Genomic DNA, 14,295 nt, shown 5'->3' with positions numbered 1-14,295 from the left:
ATGCCCGCGCCCGCATGGTCCGCTTGTCTCGTCAGGATTTGCCGGCCGCCGGCCGCTGCGGCAGCCCTTCATAGGCTGAGACGATCCGCGCCACGAGCTCGTGCCGGATCACGTCCTCGGCGGTGAAATGAACTTGCGCAATGCCCTCGACGCCGTTCAGCAGCCGGGTCGCTTCCGCGAGGCCCGAGGTCTGGCCGTTCGGCAGGTCGATCTGCGAGGGGTCGCCGGTCACGATCATGCGGCTGTTCTCGCCGAGACGGGTCAGGAACATCTTCATCTGCATCGATGTGGTGTTCTGGGCCTCGTCCAGGATGATGGCGGCATTGGTGAGCGTGCGGCCGCGCATGAAGGCGAGCGGCGCGATCTCGATCTCGCCGGTCTGGAGCGCGCGCTCGACGATGCGCGCGTCCATCAGGTCATAGAGCGCGTCGTAGATCGGGCGCAGATAGGGATCGACCTTCTCGCGCAGGTCGCCGGGCAGGAAGCCGAGCCGCTCGCCGGCTTCCACCGCCGGGCGCGACAGGATGATCTTGTCGACCTCCTTGCGCTCGAACAATTGCGCGGCATGTGCGACCGCGAGCCAGGTCTTGCCGGTGCCGGCGGGGCCGACGCCGAACACCAGCTCGTGGCGCTTCAGCGCGCGGATGTAGGAATCCTGCGCGGCGGTGCGCGCCCGCACGGGGCGCTTGCGCAGATTGATGCTCTCGAAGGTCGTCTTGGCCGACTTGGCGTCGAACTCGAACAGCGAGCCCTGCGCGATCACGGCGCGAATCGCGCCTTCGACCTCGCCCTGGTCGAGATCCTGCCCCTTCACCGCCTGGGCGTAGAGCGTTTCCAGCACGCGGCGCGCGGCATCGCAGCCGTCGCGCGAGCCGCCGATGGTGATGTGGTTGCCCTTGGAATCCACCACCACGCCGAGCCGCCGCTCGATCTGCGCGAGGTTCTGGCCATAGGGGCCGACCAGCGCGGATGCGGCGCGGTTGTCGTCGAAATCGATGACGACCTGGGTCTCGGGCGGAACTTGCATGTCGCGGTCAAATTTGCGGCTGGGAGCGAACGAAGGCGAATCCGATGCGCTTTTTGGCAAGGGTTCAGGCTCCAGTGGCAATGGGTGATAAAGCGGGTTCGTGCGCAAGGCGCGGCGTTACGAGTTCGCCGAGGAAGCTGTAGCGCTCGAGGCTGTCGATCCGGACCGGCAGGATAGTTCCGATGATGTCGGGCGAGGCCATCACATGCGCAGGCTGCAGGAAGGCCGTCCGGCCGACGATCTGGCCGTCCTTGCGCGCCGCCCGTTCGAACAGCACGTCGACGGTTGTGCCAATCGCGGCCTTGTTGAAGGCCGATTGCTGGCTGTCGATCAGTTCCTGGAGCCGCTCCAATCGCTGGTCCATCTCGGCGGGGGACACCGTCTCCTGCATGTCCGCGGCCGGCGTTCCCGGCCGGGCGGAGTATTTGAACGAATAAGCCGCAGCGTAGCCGATTTGCGTGACAAGCGCGAGGGTGGCGAGAAAATCTTGCTCGCTCTCCCCCGGAAAGCCGACGATGAAATCTGATGAAAAAGCAATGTCTTGGCGCGCGGCCCGGAATCGGTCGACGACACGCCGATAATCATCGGCGGTATGTTTCCGGTTCATGGCCGCCAGAATCCGGTCCGAGCCCGACTGCACCGGCAGGTGCACGAACGGCATCAGCGCGTCGAGATCGCGGTGGGCGGCGATCAGACTGTCATCGACATCGCGGGGATGGCTGGTCGAATAGCGCAGCCGGGCGATGCCGGGGATGCGCGCCAGATGTTCGAGCAATTTGCCGAGCGGCCAGCTTTTTCCGTCGGGCCCGTCGCCGTGATAGGCGTTGACGTTTTGCCCGATCAGCGTGAGCTCGCGCACGCCGTTGTCGGCAAGCCGCTTCACGTCGTCGACGATCTTCGCCACCGGCCGCGACACCTCGGCGCCCCGCGTGTAGGGCACGACGCAGAAGGTGCAGAACTTGTCGCAGCCTTCCTGCACCGTGACGAAGGCGGAAATGCCGCGGGCGCGGATGGCGTCGGGCTTCGGCGGGGCGAGGAAACCGAACTTGTCGGCGGCGGGAAACTCGGTCTCGATGGCGCGGCCTTGGTGGCTCGCGCGCTTCAGCAGCTCCGGCAGATGATGATAGCTCTGCGGGCCGACCACGACGTCGACGACCGGGGCGCGGCGCACGATCTCTTCGCCCTCGGCCTGCGCCACGCAGCCCGCGACCGCGATCTGCATCGCGCGGCCGGTGCGCGCGGCCTCGTCCTTGGCGAGGCGCAGCCGGCCGAGCTCGGAATACACCTTTTCGGAGGCCTTCTCGCGGATGTGGCAGGTGTTGAGGATGACGAGGTCGGCGTCCTCGGCGCTGGCGGTCTCCACGAATCCTTCCGGGGCCAGCGTGTCCACCATGCGCTGGGCATCGTAGACGTTCATCTGGCAGCCAAATGATTTGATGTGCAGCTTGCGCGGCGGCTTCATGGAACCCGGAATTGAGGTGGAGGACGACCCCCAGATATAGGCTGGAGCGTCGGAAATCCAGCGATTGGAGCCCCTGAACCGTCATTCCGGGGCGCCCGCGAAGCGGGCGAACCCGGAATCCAGAGGTTTTGGGCGAGATTCCGGGTTCGATGCTGCGCATCGCCCCGGAATGACGGCGATGGCTAGCCCGCCAGGGCGTCCGCCTCGACTCGCCGGACCAGATCCGGCAATTGCCGCATGTCGGCAAAGATCAGGTCGGCGCCGGCCCGGCGCAGCGTCTCGTCGTAACCGTCGCGGCAATGGCTGCCGCCGTGGAAGCCGAACACGGTCATCCCGGCCGCCCGCGCGCCGGCAATGCCGGCCAGACTGTCCTCGATCACGACACAGCGCTCTGGCGGCACGCCCATTTCGTTGGCTGCGAACAAGAACAGGTCCGGCGCCGGCTTGCCGTTCCTCACCTGCGAGGCCGAGAAGATGTTCGGTGCGAGGCGCTCATGAAGAGCGGTGCTTCCGAGGCTCACGCGCATGCGCTGATGCGAGCCGCTGGAGGCGACGCAGACGCGCTGCGTGACGATATCGAGCACGTCGTGGATGCCGCGGATCGCTTCGAGATCGGCCTCGAACGAACGGAACAGCTCGTCCTGCAAGTCGCCGTGATAGGCCTCCGGCAGCTTGCGACCGAGCTCGGACTCGATCTCGAGATTGGCCTGCCGCGTGGAGCGGCCGAGAAAGCGCTCGAACACCTGCTCCGAGGTGATGGGATAGCCGTGCCGGCTCAATACGTCCGCATGCGCGCGGCAGGAGATGACCTCGCTGTCCACGAGCACGCCGTCGCAATCGAAGATGATGAGATCGATGGGCACTGAACTTAAGACGTCGGCTTGTCGTCGTCGAGCGGGACGCAATAGAGCTCGAGCCGATGGTCGACCAATTTGTAGCCGAGCTTGCGGGCGATCTCCGCCTGGAGCTTCTCGATCTCTTCGGAGGTGAACTCGATCACCTTGCCGTCGCGCAGGTTGATGAGGTGGTCGTGATGGCTGTCGCGCATCTGCTCGTAGCGCGCGCGGCCCTCGCGGAAATCGTGGCGTTCGATGATGCCGGCATCCTCGAACAGCTTGACGGTGCGATAGACCGTCGAGATCGAGATCTTGTCGTCGACGGCGACGCAGCGCCGATACAATTCCTCGACGTCGGGATGATCGACCGCCTCCGCAAGCACGCGGGCGATGACACGGCGCTGCTCGGTCATGCGCATGCCGGTGGCGGCACAGCGTGCCTCGATGCCGGATGCCTTGGATGCAGAAGAAGGTTTCAGTGCGGTCATGGATTGTCTGCCTGACGGGGCGCTTTGTGCCAACAATGTTACGACAAGTCACGTCGCATCAGAAGTGCGTTCAATTGTTCCCCGTTCGGCTGCTTATAATAGCGTTCGCGGCGCCCGACCACCATGAATCCGGCCCGGTCATAGAGCCGCCGCGCCGGCTGGTTGTTCTCCTCGACCTCGAGAAATATCGTGCGCACCCCGCGTCCCGCGAGATGGCCGAGATGGGTCATCAGCAGCGCGCGGGACAGACCGCGGCCGCGATGAGCTTGATCGACGGCAATGGAGAGGATTTCCGCTTCATCCGCGCCGATCCGCGACACCGCAAATCCGATCGTCTTGCGGCCCAGGCGCAGCCGATGCACGAGCGTGTTGCGCTCGCCGATCATGGTCTCGAACTCGCCTTCGCCCCAGCCGTGCGCGAAGGATGCGCCGTGAAGCTGCGCCAGCCGCGCCGCATCCCGTACGGATGCGGGCTCGACGGCGGCGGTGCCGCCGCGCCACCACTCCGACAACCATCTCATCACGAGGTTGCGGCTTGTGCTGCGCGTGGCGGCATGGCTGCCGGCTTTGCATCGGGCGCGCGCAGATAAAACGGCCGCGCCGGCGTCGTTTCGGGATCGGCGGCCGCGCCGAGCCACGCGACCCAGCCGATGTCGGGCGCGGCCTGCGCATCGACTGCAACCGGTTGCGGTGCGTCCTTTGGCCAGCGCTCGGCGAGGATTTTTGCGGCATTGCCGACCAGATGCGGCGCGCCGAATTGCGAGGCCGCAATCGCCTCGTCGATGCTGGCGACTTTCGGCCGCACCAGCTGGCCGCCGTCGCCGGCGACGATCTGGAAATAGACGTGATCGTGCCGCGCGTCGATCGCCGAGATCACGGGCGCCGTTCCGCTTTGGCCCACGACGGTGGCGGCGTAGGCCGACAACGTCGTCAGCCCGACGGCCGGCCGCCTGGCCGCGAGCGCAAGTCCGCGCGCCGCCGAAATGCCGACGCGCAAGCCGGTGAAACTGCCGGGGCCGACGGTGACGGCGATGCGGTCGAGCGAGGTGAATGCGAGATTGGCGGACTGCATGACACGCGCGATCATCGGCATCAGCGCCTCGGCGTGGCCGCGCTTCATGAGAAGCTGCTCCTGCGCAAGCAGCTCGCCGGCGTCGGTGTCGAGAACGGCGGCCGCGCATGCTTCCAGCGCGGTGTCGATGGCAAGGATCAGCATGAGACAGCGAATGGCGAGTGGCGAATAACGAGGAGTGTAGCGAACCACGCGCCAATCCGCCATTCTTCACGCACGATTCGTAGCCCCCTGATATCGCCGCGCTTCGTAGGGTGGGCAAAGCGAAGCATGCCCACCACGGCTGTTTCATCTTGGTTGGTGGGCACGGCGCAAGAGCGCCTTTGCCCACCCTACGGCGCTGCCGCTCACATCGGCCGCCCTTCTGTCATTCCGGGATGGTGCGTCAGCACCAGACCCGGAATCTCGAGATTCTCAGGCACGCAACTGCGCGCCGGGGCTCGGTCCTTCGGACCGCCCCGGAATGACGACTTCGTCGTCACATCGGCCGGACTTCGACCACGTCGGGCACGAAATGCTTCAACAGGTTCTGGATGCCGTGCTGCAGCGTCGCGGTCGATGACGGGCAGCCGGAGCAGGAGCCCTTCATGTTAAGATAGACGACGCCGTCCTTGAAGCCGCGGAAGGTGATGTCGCCGCCGTCATTGGCGACCGCCGGGCGCACGCGGGTCTCGATCAGGTCCTTGATCATGTCGACCGTCTCGGCGTCGGCCTCGTCGAAGAACTCGTTCTCGTCGTCGAGATCGGCATCGCTTTGGGCTGCACCGTCGGCGAGCAGCGGCGCGCCGGACATGTAGTGCTCCATGATGGCGCCGAGGATCGCGGGCTTGAGCTGCTGCCATTCACCGCTCGCCTTGGTCACGGTGATGAAGTCCGATCCGTAGAACACGCCGGTGACGCCGGGCACCTCGAACAGCTTTTCGGCGAGCGGCGACTGCGCCGCGGTTTCGCGGCTTGCAAACTCCACCGGGCTGCCGTCGACGACGACGCGGCCGGGAATGAACTTGAGCGTGGCGGGATTGGGGGTGGCTTCGGTTTGAATGAACATGGTTTTCTCCGGACGTCGCCGGTTCAAGGCCGGCGCGTAGCTATCCAGTAGCAGATGGCGACGGCGAACGCACGGTCAAGGGGTAAGGAGCGCGTTTCGTTGTTATATCAGCGGGTTAGGATACTCAAATAGTCCCGCGCCGTCATGGCCGGGCTTGTCCCGGCCATCCACGCGTTACTTCCCCCCGGTCCCAAGAACGTGGATGCCCGGGACAAGCCCGGGCATGACGAGAAGCTGGTTGGCCATTCGCCCAGACCAGGAGAGCTACGACAGCGAATCCACGCTCTGGTCGCTCAGTGCCCCGGAGATGATCGTCACCGGAACGGGGAACGTGCCCAGCGCGTGCGCCAGCAGCGAGACCAGCGGCCCCGGACCTTCCGCGCCGGGATTGGCGGCGAGCACCAGCATGGCGATGTCGGGGTCCTCGTCGATCACCGCGAGCAGCTGTTCCATCGCGGCACCTTCGCGGATGACCCGCTCCGGCGTGATCGCGGCGATGCCGTTGGCGCGGCCTGCGGCACGGTCGAGCGCGGCCTCCGCCGCTTCATTCGCCTCGGCCCTCATGATGTCGGCGACCCCCAGCCATTGCTGGTTCTGGTCCTCGATCTCGATGATACGCAGCATCACCACGCCGCCGCCGGCACGGATCGCCCAGCGGCTGGCGTAATAGACCGCGCGATCCCATTCGGCGGTGTCGTCGACGACGACGAGGCATTTGGGCTTGTGACCCGGCTCGAAGCAAAGTCGCTTGCTGGTCATGCATGTCCCGGCGTGTGCGCGGCCGACATGCTGCCACACTCTCCGTGGGTTTGGGAGAGGGGACGTCGGCCGGCGCCGTGGCGCTGGCCGTCTTGTGAACGCAACAATCAGCGCCGGCGGATGAAGCCGACGATGTCCTTCGACAGCCTCATGGTCTCGTCGGCGATCGCGCGGGCCCGGTCGGCGCCGTCGTTCAGGATCGCGTCGATATGGCCGGGATCGGCGACGAGGCGCTTCATCTCGCCGGCGATCGGCGCGAGCTTGGTGACGCACAGCTCTGCCAGCGCGTTCTTGAAGCTGGAGAACTGTCCGCCGCCGAATTCGCGCAGCACCTCGGCCTTGCTGCGGCCGGAGAGCGCGGCAAAGATGCCGACGAGATTGTCGGCCTCGGGGCGCGCTTCCAGGCCCTTTTCCTCGGTCGGCAGCGGCTCCGGATCGGTCTTCGCCTTGCGGATCTTCTGCGCAATGGTGTCGGCGTCGTCGGTCAGATTGATGCGTGAATTGTCCGACGCATCCGACTTCGACATCTTCTTGGTGCCGTCGCGCAGGCTCATCACGCGCGTCGCCGGGCCCGTGATCAGGGGTTCCGGCAGCGGGAAGAACAGGCCGTCATTGGCGCCCTGGCTTCGGATCGAGTCGCCGAAATCATTGTTGAACTTCTGCGCGATGTCGCGCGAGAGCTCGAGATGCTGCTTCTGGTCCTCGCCGACCGGAACATGGGTGGCGCGGTACAGCAAAATGTCGGCCGCCATCAGCACGGGGTAGTCGAACAGCCCGACGGACGCATTCTCGCGGTCCTTGCCGGCCTTCTCCTTGAACTGGGTCATGCGGCCCAGCCAACCCATGCGCGCGACGCAGTTGAAGATCCAGGCGAGCTCGGCATGGCCCGAGACCTGGCTCTGGTTGAACACGATGTGCTTGTTCGGATCGATGCCGCTGGCGATGAACGCCGCGGTCACCTCGCGGGTGTTGCGCGCGAGCTCGGCCGGTCCGCCCCAGACGTCGACCCCTTGCGTGATCGCGTGCATGTCGACGACGCAATAGATGCAGTTGTGGGTTTCCTGCATCTTCACGAAGTTGACGATCGCGCCGAGGTAATTGCCGAGATGCAGATTGCCCGTCGGCTGGACGCCCGAAAAGACCCGTTCAACGAATGGCATGGTAAGCTGTCCTGGCAAGCCTTCCTGAGATATTCGGCCGTCGTTTCCAACAGCGGCGCTGCCCCGTCAAGGGTAATTCCATCGCCTTACGCGCCGAGGTCGGGCCGGGCAGGCCGCTTCAGGGCATTGGCCGCCTCGCGCCAGGACGCGACGCCGAGAATTTGCAGGATCAGCCCGTAGACGGCGATCCCCGCCGCGATCTGCAGGCCCAGCACGATGAAGCGGATGAGGCCATGGGCCTCGGCGGGCATCAGACCCGCGGTCAGCCAGAGCAGGGCGCCCATGGCGAGCGCGGCGAGCACGATTCGCGGCAGCCGCTTGCGGGCGGCTGCGTCGACCGAGAAGCCGAATTCGGTGGTGCCGGTCCGGAGCAGGGCGAGCGCGCTGCTCCAGGCCCCGGCGGCAATGCTCGCCGCGATCCCGCTTGCGCCGAAAAAATGGCCGAGCAGGACCGCGAGCGCGACCGCGACCACAAGCCCTTTGGCGGTCGCCAAGAGCGGCGTCATGGTGTCGCTGCGGGCGAAGAAGGCCGGCGACAGCGCCTTGATCAGCACGTGGGCCGGCAGGCCCAGCGCCAGCCACATCAGCGCGCGCGCGGTGGCCGTGCTGTCATCTGCGCCGAAGGCGCCATGCTCGAACAACAGCCGCACGATCGGCTCGGCCAGCACGACCAGTCCGAGCGTGGCGGGCAGCGCCAGCCCGGTCGCAAGCTCCAGCGCGCGCGATTCCGCGTGCGCCACCGCGTCACGGTCGCCGCTCGCCACCGCGCGCGTCAGCTCCGGCACCAGCACCGTGCCCATGGCGACGCCGACGATGCCGAGCGGCAGCTCGATCAGGCGGTTGGCGAAATAGAGCCAGGAGACGGCGGAGGGTGTCGCGGACGCAATGATCGCACCGGCCACCATCAGCCATTGCGGGCCCGAGCTTGCGATCATGCCGGGGATAGCCTTGGCAAGGAAGCCGCGCATGTCCGTGTCGAAGTTTGCGCGCAACGGTGTCGCAAGGCGCCCGCTTCGCCGCGACAGCAGCATCACGAGCTGCAGCAGGCCGGCGACGCCGACGGTGGCGGCCAGCATCCACGCGGCGAAGGCCGCATCGGCGTGCCAGAGCAGCAGGGCCGCGATCGCGGCGATCAGGGCGATGTTGAACAGCAGCGGCGAGAACGCCGTGAGCGCAAACCGTCCCTGCGCATTGAGCAGTCCCATCAGCACCGTGACGGGGCCGGCAAAGGCGAGATAGGGCAGCATCAGCCGCGCGTTCTGGACGGCGAGATCGAGCGTGGGGCTGCCGAGAAAACCCGGCGCGACGAGCGTGATGATCAGCGGCATTGCGAGCGCGATGACGATCGAGATCGCGATCAGGGCCGCGCTGACCGTACCGAGCACGCGTCCCGCGAACGCCGCTGCGGCCGCCTCGCCATCGCGGTCACGGACGCGCAGCCAGGCCGGGATCAGCGCCGCATTCAGCGCCCCTTCGCTGAGCAGCCGCCGCACCACGTTGACGAGCTGGAACGCCGCCAGAAAGGCATCCGCCACGGCACCGGTGCCCAGCAGCGCCGCGATCAGGGAATCGCGCGCAAAGCCCAGCAGCCGCGAGGCCAGTGTTCCCGTCGAGACGGTCAGGAAGGAGCGGATCATCGGGCGTTCATACCATGGCGTTTTCGGGCGAGCTGGCCCCGGTTCGCGTCAAGAAAACGCGTCAAAAGATAACCCTCGTTGCTTGCTCGCGCGGCCCCGGTCGTGATAGGCCGCGAGCTGCATTTTCAGGCCGACAGGAAGCGGATTTTCCGCGAGATCGCAATCGGGCAACGGGATCAAAGTGAATGGCTGACGTGAAATACGACGTTCTCGGGATCGGCAACGCGCTGTTCGACGTGCTGGTCAGGACCGATGAAGCCTTTTTGGCCAGGCACGCCATGACCAAGGGCAGCATGTCCCTGATCGACGAGGCGCGGGCTGCCGCCATCTACAAGGACATGGGCCCGGCGACCGAGGTCTCGGGCGGCTCGGCCGCCAACACCATCGTCGGCATCGGCAGCCTGGGGGCCCGAGCCGCCTATGTCGGCAAGGTCAAGGACGACCAGATCGGCAAGCTCTATGTCCACGACATCCGCGCCGCCGGTGTCGCCTTCAACACGCCCGCGGCGAAAGACGGCCCGGCCACCGGCTGTTCCTACATCCTGGTGACGGGCGACGGCGAGCGCACCATGAACACCTATCTCGGCGCCGCGCAGGATCTGTCGCCCGCCGACATCGATCCGGCCGAGATCGCGAGCGCCGGCATCGTCTATCTCGAGGGCTATCTCTGGGACCCCAAGAACGCCAAGGACGCCTTCGTCAAGGCCGCCAAGATCGCCCATGATGCCAAGCGCAAGGTGGCGCTGACGCTGTCGGATTCCTTCTGTGTCGACCGCTATCGCGACGAGTTTCTCGCGTTGATGCGCAACGGCACCGTCGACATCGTCTTCGCCAACGAGTCCGAGCTGCATTCGCTCTACATGACCTCGGACTTCGACACCGCGCTGAAGCAGCTGCGCAACGACGTCAATCTCGGCGTCGTCACCCGCAGCGAGAAGGGCTGCGTGGTGGTGTCGCCGGAAGACGCCGTCGCCGCACCTGCGTTCCCCATCACGCAGCTGGTCGACACCACCGGCGCCGGCGACCTCTTCGCCGCCGGCTTCCTGTTCGGACTGGCGCGCGAGCTGCCGTACAAGCAGTGCGGCCAGCTCGGCGCACTCGCCGCCGCCGAAGTGATCCAGCACATCGGCGCACGGCCGCAAGTGTCGCTGAAGGAGCTCGCCCAGCAGCGCGGGCTGACGGGGTAGCGCGAAGTCGCCTCATTCTCGCTGTCATCGCCCGGCTTGACCGGGCGATCCAGTACTCCGAGACGTCAGTGGTTTATCGGCGTACTGGATTCCCCGCTTTCGCGGGGAATGACAGTTTTCGTGTGGCGAGAGTTGCGCCCCTCACGCCGCCTTCTGCCCGCTGCCCGCATCGAGCCCGGCATAGACGCCGCGCTCGAATCCCGCGAAAGCCTCCAGGCATTTGGCGTCGACGAACGGCAACACCTGCATCAGGATCACGCCGGCAACATCGCGCGCCGGGTCGATCCAGAAATAGGTATTGGCGAGACCAGCCCAGGCGAGGCTGCCGGCGCTGCGGCCCTCCGGCGTCTTGGCAGTGTTGATCAGGAAGGAGAGCCCCCACTTCTTCACGATGTCGGGAAAGAGATCGACGTCGTTCGTGTACATGGGCGCCACCGTCGTCATCTTGCCAATGGTGAGATCGCCAATGTGGTTCTGGCCCATCAGAGTGACCGTCTCGGGCTTCAGCACCTGGTTGCCGTTGCCGCGGCCCTTGTTCAGGATCATCTGGGTGAACTTGATGTAGTCGCTGGCAGTGCCGTAAAGGCCGCCGCCACCCATGCAAAATTCCGGATTCTGCTCGATCTCGAACGGGATCGGCGCCAGCGATCCATCCTCGCCGCGTGCGTGCGTGGCGACCAGCCGCCGGCGCATGTTGTCGGTGATCTTGAAGCCGGTGTCGCTCATGCCGAGCGGGGTGAAGAGATTGTCGCGCAGATAAGCGTCGAGACGCTTGCCGCTCACGGCTTCCACCGCCTTGCCGACGAAGTCGATGTTGATGCCATACTCCCAGCGGGTGCCGGGATCGGACATGATCGGCGTCTTCAGCGCGACGTTCTGGCAGGAGAAGATGTTCGGGATTCCGGTCTTCTCCAGATAGACCGCGAGATCGCCGTTCCACACATTGTAGGCGAAGCCGGCGGTGTGGGTCATGAGCTGGCGCAGCGTGATCGGTCCCTTCGCCGGCCGCAATTTCGGCTCGCCCTTGGCGTCAAAGCCTTCGAGCACCTGCGGCTTGGCGAGGTCGGGCAACACCTCACCGATCGGCGCGTCCAGCGACAGCTTGCCTTGCTCGACCAGTTGCATCGCGCCCGCCGATGTCACCGCCTTCGTCATCGAGGCGATCCAGAACACGCTGTCGGGCGTCATCGCGTCGGGCTTGGACAGGTCGCGCTTGCCGAACGCGCCCTGATACAGCACGTCGTTGCCGCTGGCGGCAATCGCGACGACGCCGGGAATCTCTTTTGCGTCGCTTGTCTTACGCAGAACCTCGTCGATCTGGGCTTGGCTTTGCATACGCGTTTCCTCCGGTTTGATTATTGTTGGAAGTGATCGATTGTCCTCCCGCGTGCTCCGTGCGGCAAGCGCGTCCGTGGGTCTTGACCGGTCGCGATGTCGTGACTTGACGACCCGCGCCCCGCGCAGGACGACAGGGCGACTGGACTGCAACACTTCCTCACAATCTGCGGTGGATGGCCGCACTTCGCAGTGACCCAGAACGGGCTCAGGCGATATGCTTCGAGGGTTTTCGAGCACTTGAACCATTTTGTGCGTTGCGGCGTTCAGCACCCGCCTCAATGAGGCGGCCGACGTTAAGACTTGATGCAAATTTGGCGGCTGCTGATCGGCCGCGAGGGGGCCTCTGATGATTTCAACCTGGAGCGAATGGAAGCGCTATCCCCGTCCCGGACGGGGCGACAATCTCGAGGCGCCGATTGCGCCGGGCATCTACGAGGTCCGCATCGCCGGCACCGGCGCGCTCTATTCGTTCGGCGCGGTCGACAATCTGGCGCAGGCGCTGGCGCTGCTGCCGGTCGGCTCGAAGTCGTGGTTCGGCCGCCGCGACACCTCCGACGCCCCCGATCTCGAATACCGGACCTGCGCGACGTCCTCGAAGGCCGACGCCAAGGCCGCGGCGGAGCGCATGATCGGCCGGCGCGAAACCTATATGAGCGGCGCGGCGTAACCTCGCGGATCCCACTTTAATTCCCACCAGATGCGCGTTGCGGGACGGTGCATTGCGCGCCGCTTGTCCCTATATTCCGGGCCGATCCGATCGTCCGAAGGAGCAACGCCATGACCCCGACCGCCGCCGCACGCGCCCAACACGCCACATCCACCCTGCGCGACCGGTTGAAGGATCCCTCGCTGCTGAAGGAGGCGTGCTACATCGACGGCGCCTGGGTCGGCACGCCGGTCTTTGCCGTCAACAATCCCGCGACCGGCGTCGAGCTCGCGAAAGTCCCGCAGCTTGGTGCTGACGAGACCACCAAGGCGGTGGAAGCTGCCCAGCGCGCGTTCCCGGCCTGGGCCAAGCACACCGCCAAGCAGCGCTCCAACATCCTGCGCAAATGGTTCGAGCTGATCATCGCCAACCGCGAGGACCTGGCGCTGATCCTCACCTCCGAACAGGGCAAGCCGCTGACGGAAGCGCTCGGCGAGGTCGACATCGGCGGCGCCTATGTCGAGTTTTTCGCGGAAGAGGCCCGTCGGGTTTATGGCGAGACCATTCCGACCCAGCGGCCCGATGCGCGCCTGCTCGCCATCAAGCAGCCGATCGGCGTCTGCGGCGCCATCACGCCGTGGAATTTCCCGAACTCGATGATCACGCGAAAAGTCTCGCCGGCGCTGGCGGCCGGCTGCACCGTGGTGCTGAAGCCCGCCAATGAGACGCCGCTGTCGGCGCTGGCGCTCGCCGTGCTGGCGGAAAAGGCCGGCGTGCCCAAGGGCGTGTTCAACATCATCACCGGTGATGCACCGCCGATCGGCAAGGTGCTGTGCGAGCACCCGGCGGTGCGCTTCGTCGGCTTCACCGGCTCGACCGCTGTCGGCAAGATTCTCTACCAGCAGGCCTCCGTCGGCGTGAAGCGGCTCGGCCTGGAGCTCGGCGGCAACGCGCCGTTCGTGGTGTTCGACGACGCCGATATCGATGCCGCGGTCGAAGGCGCCATCGTCTCGAAATACCGCAACATGGGCCAGACCTGCGTCTGCGCCAACCGTCTCTACGCCCAGGACAAGATCTACGATGAGTTCGTGAAGAAGCTCTCGGCCAAGGTCGCGGTGATGAAGATCGGCGATGGCACCGAGAGCGGCGTCACGCAGGGCCCGCTGATCAACCTGAAAGCGGTCGACAAGGTCGAGCGCCACATCGCGGATGCCGTGAAGCGCGGCGCCAAGGTTGTCACCGGCGGCAAGCGCAGCGAGCTCGGACGTTCCTTCTTCGAGCCGACCGTGCTTGCCGACGTCAAGCCGGATTCGCTGGTGGCGCAGGAAGAGACGTTCGGCCCGCTCGCCCCGGTGATCCGCTTCAAGGACGAAGCCGACGTCATCGCGATGTGCAACGCCTCGCCGTTCGGTCTGGCCTCCTACTTCTACTCCCGCGATCTCGGCCGCGTCTGGCGCGTCGCCGAAGCGCTTGAGTCCGGCATGGTCGGCGTCAACACCGGCCTGATCACCACGGAGGTCGCGCCCTTCGGCGGCGTCAAGGAGAGCGGCCTCGGCCGCGAGGGCTCGCGCCACGGCATGGAAGAATATGTCGAGATCAAATACGTGATGATGGCGGGGGTTTAGGCTCTAGTCT

The 14,295-nt window shown here is 65.8% G+C and carries 14 protein-coding genes; 3 read left to right on the top strand and 11 right to left on the bottom strand.

Annotated elements, in window-relative coordinates; genetic code table 11:
* Positions 1-31: 31 nt before the first annotated feature.
* The 10 genes from ACXJMY_RS06590 to murJ all read right to left on the bottom strand — a co-directional run bounded on the left by ACXJMY_RS06590 (position 32) and on the right by murJ (position 9,489).
* Entirely contained in the window at positions 32-1,027 is a 996-nt protein-coding gene (locus tag ACXJMY_RS06590) for a PhoH family protein (RefSeq protein WP_456618499.1), read from the bottom strand.
* 64 nt (positions 1,028-1,091) lie between these two features.
* Positions 1,092-2,489, bottom strand: coding sequence for a tRNA (N6-isopentenyl adenosine(37)-C2)-methylthiotransferase MiaB (gene miaB / locus ACXJMY_RS06585; RefSeq protein ID WP_456618498.1), 1,398 nt, complete (start codon positions 2,487-2,489; stop codon positions 1,092-1,094).
* A gap of 182 nt (positions 2,490-2,671) precedes the next feature.
* On the bottom strand, positions 2,672-3,352 hold the full coding sequence (locus tag ACXJMY_RS06580; protein ID WP_456618497.1) for an HAD family hydrolase: 681 nt from the start codon (positions 3,350-3,352) through the stop codon (positions 2,672-2,674).
* A 5-nt stretch (positions 3,353-3,357) separates the two neighbouring features.
* Entirely contained in the window at positions 3,358-3,813 is a 456-nt protein-coding gene (locus tag ACXJMY_RS06575; RefSeq protein ID WP_094894339.1) for a Fur family transcriptional regulator, read from the bottom strand.
* 38 nt (positions 3,814-3,851) lie between these two features.
* The gene (gene rimI / locus ACXJMY_RS06570) at positions 3,852-4,337 is read right to left on the bottom strand and encodes a ribosomal protein S18-alanine N-acetyltransferase (RefSeq protein ID WP_456618496.1); all 486 of its coding nucleotides are present in this window, start codon (positions 4,335-4,337) and stop codon (positions 3,852-3,854) included.
* On the bottom strand, positions 4,334-5,029 hold the full coding sequence (tsaB, locus tag ACXJMY_RS06565) for a tRNA (adenosine(37)-N6)-threonylcarbamoyltransferase complex dimerization subunit type 1 TsaB (protein WP_456618495.1): 696 nt from the start codon (positions 5,027-5,029) through the stop codon (positions 4,334-4,336). The genes rimI and tsaB overlap by 4 nt, the downstream gene beginning before the upstream one ends.
* 334 nt (positions 5,030-5,363) lie before the next feature.
* Entirely contained in the window at positions 5,364-5,933 is a 570-nt protein-coding gene (locus ACXJMY_RS06560) for a NifU family protein (protein ID WP_456618494.1), read from the bottom strand.
* Positions 5,934-6,197: 264 nt separating this feature from the next.
* Entirely contained in the window at positions 6,198-6,692 is a 495-nt protein-coding gene (locus ACXJMY_RS06555) for a universal stress protein (RefSeq protein WP_456618493.1), read from the bottom strand.
* A gap of 107 nt (positions 6,693-6,799) precedes the next feature.
* Positions 6,800-7,852: a tryptophan--tRNA ligase gene (trpS, locus tag ACXJMY_RS06550; RefSeq protein WP_456618492.1), complete on the bottom strand. Its 1,053-nt coding sequence runs from the start codon at positions 7,850-7,852 to the stop codon at positions 6,800-6,802.
* Between the two features lie 86 nt (positions 7,853-7,938).
* Entirely contained in the window at positions 7,939-9,489 is a 1,551-nt protein-coding gene (murJ, locus tag ACXJMY_RS06545; protein ID WP_456618491.1) for a murein biosynthesis integral membrane protein MurJ, read from the bottom strand.
* 185 nt (positions 9,490-9,674) lie between these two features.
* Between murJ and ACXJMY_RS06540 the strand changes: the two genes are divergently transcribed.
* Positions 9,675-10,676, top strand: a complete 1,002-nt coding sequence (locus tag ACXJMY_RS06540; RefSeq protein ID WP_456618490.1) for an adenosine kinase — start codon at positions 9,675-9,677, stop codon at positions 10,674-10,676.
* A 141-nt stretch (positions 10,677-10,817) separates the two neighbouring features.
* Here ACXJMY_RS06540 and ACXJMY_RS06535 read toward each other — a convergent pair whose 3' ends face one another.
* On the bottom strand, positions 10,818-12,011 hold the full coding sequence (locus ACXJMY_RS06535) for a serine hydrolase domain-containing protein (protein ID WP_456618489.1): 1,194 nt from the start codon (positions 12,009-12,011) through the stop codon (positions 10,818-10,820).
* Positions 12,012-12,360: 349 nt separating this feature from the next.
* On the opposite strand from ACXJMY_RS06535, the gene ACXJMY_RS06530 reads away from it, so the two are divergent.
* The gene (locus ACXJMY_RS06530) at positions 12,361-12,681 is read left to right on the top strand and encodes a hypothetical protein (protein WP_148773504.1); all 321 of its coding nucleotides are present in this window, start codon (positions 12,361-12,363) and stop codon (positions 12,679-12,681) included.
* Positions 12,682-12,791: 110 nt separating this feature from the next.
* The gene (locus ACXJMY_RS06525; RefSeq protein ID WP_456618488.1) at positions 12,792-14,285 is read left to right on the top strand and encodes an NAD-dependent succinate-semialdehyde dehydrogenase; all 1,494 of its coding nucleotides are present in this window, start codon (positions 12,792-12,794) and stop codon (positions 14,283-14,285) included.
* Positions 14,286-14,295 lie beyond the last annotated feature (10 nt).

The sequence above is a fragment of the Bradyrhizobium sp. P5_C12 genome (assembly GCF_054049735.1).
Note: the sequence above shows the minus strand (reverse complement) of the source record. Positions and strands in the feature narration are given on the sequence as shown.

Excerpts from the sequence above, each read along its gene's own strand:
- ACXJMY_RS06590 (WP_456618499.1), bottom strand. The coding sequence starts at position 1,027 with ATGCAAGTTCCGCCCGAGACCCAGGTCGTCATCGATTTCGACGACAAC.
- ACXJMY_RS06555 (WP_456618493.1), bottom strand. The coding sequence starts at position 6,692 with ATGACCAGCAAGCGACTTTGCTTCGAGCCGGGTCACAAGCCCAAATGC.
- ACXJMY_RS06525 (WP_456618488.1), top strand. The coding sequence starts at position 12,792 with ATGACCCCGACCGCCGCCGCACGCGCCCAACACGCCACATCCACCCTG.
- ACXJMY_RS06540 (WP_456618490.1), top strand. The coding sequence starts at position 9,675 with ATGGCTGACGTGAAATACGACGTTCTCGGGATCGGCAACGCGCTGTTC.
- ACXJMY_RS06560 (WP_456618494.1), bottom strand. The coding sequence starts at position 5,933 with ATGTTCATTCAAACCGAAGCCACCCCCAATCCCGCCACGCTCAAGTTC.
- ACXJMY_RS06535 (WP_456618489.1), bottom strand. The coding sequence starts at position 12,011 with ATGCAAAGCCAAGCCCAGATCGACGAGGTTCTGCGTAAGACAAGCGAC.
- miaB (WP_456618498.1), bottom strand. The coding sequence starts at position 2,489 with ATGAAGCCGCCGCGCAAGCTGCACATCAAATCATTTGGCTGCCAGATG.
- trpS (WP_456618492.1), bottom strand. The coding sequence starts at position 7,852 with ATGCCATTCGTTGAACGGGTCTTTTCGGGCGTCCAGCCGACGGGCAAT.
- ACXJMY_RS06530 (WP_148773504.1), top strand. The coding sequence starts at position 12,361 with ATGATTTCAACCTGGAGCGAATGGAAGCGCTATCCCCGTCCCGGACGG.
- tsaB (WP_456618495.1), bottom strand. The coding sequence starts at position 5,029 with ATGCTGATCCTTGCCATCGACACCGCGCTGGAAGCATGCGCGGCCGCC.
- ACXJMY_RS06575 (WP_094894339.1), bottom strand. The coding sequence starts at position 3,813 with ATGACCGCACTGAAACCTTCTTCTGCATCCAAGGCATCCGGCATCGAG.
- murJ (WP_456618491.1), bottom strand. The coding sequence starts at position 9,489 with ATGATCCGCTCCTTCCTGACCGTCTCGACGGGAACACTGGCCTCGCGG.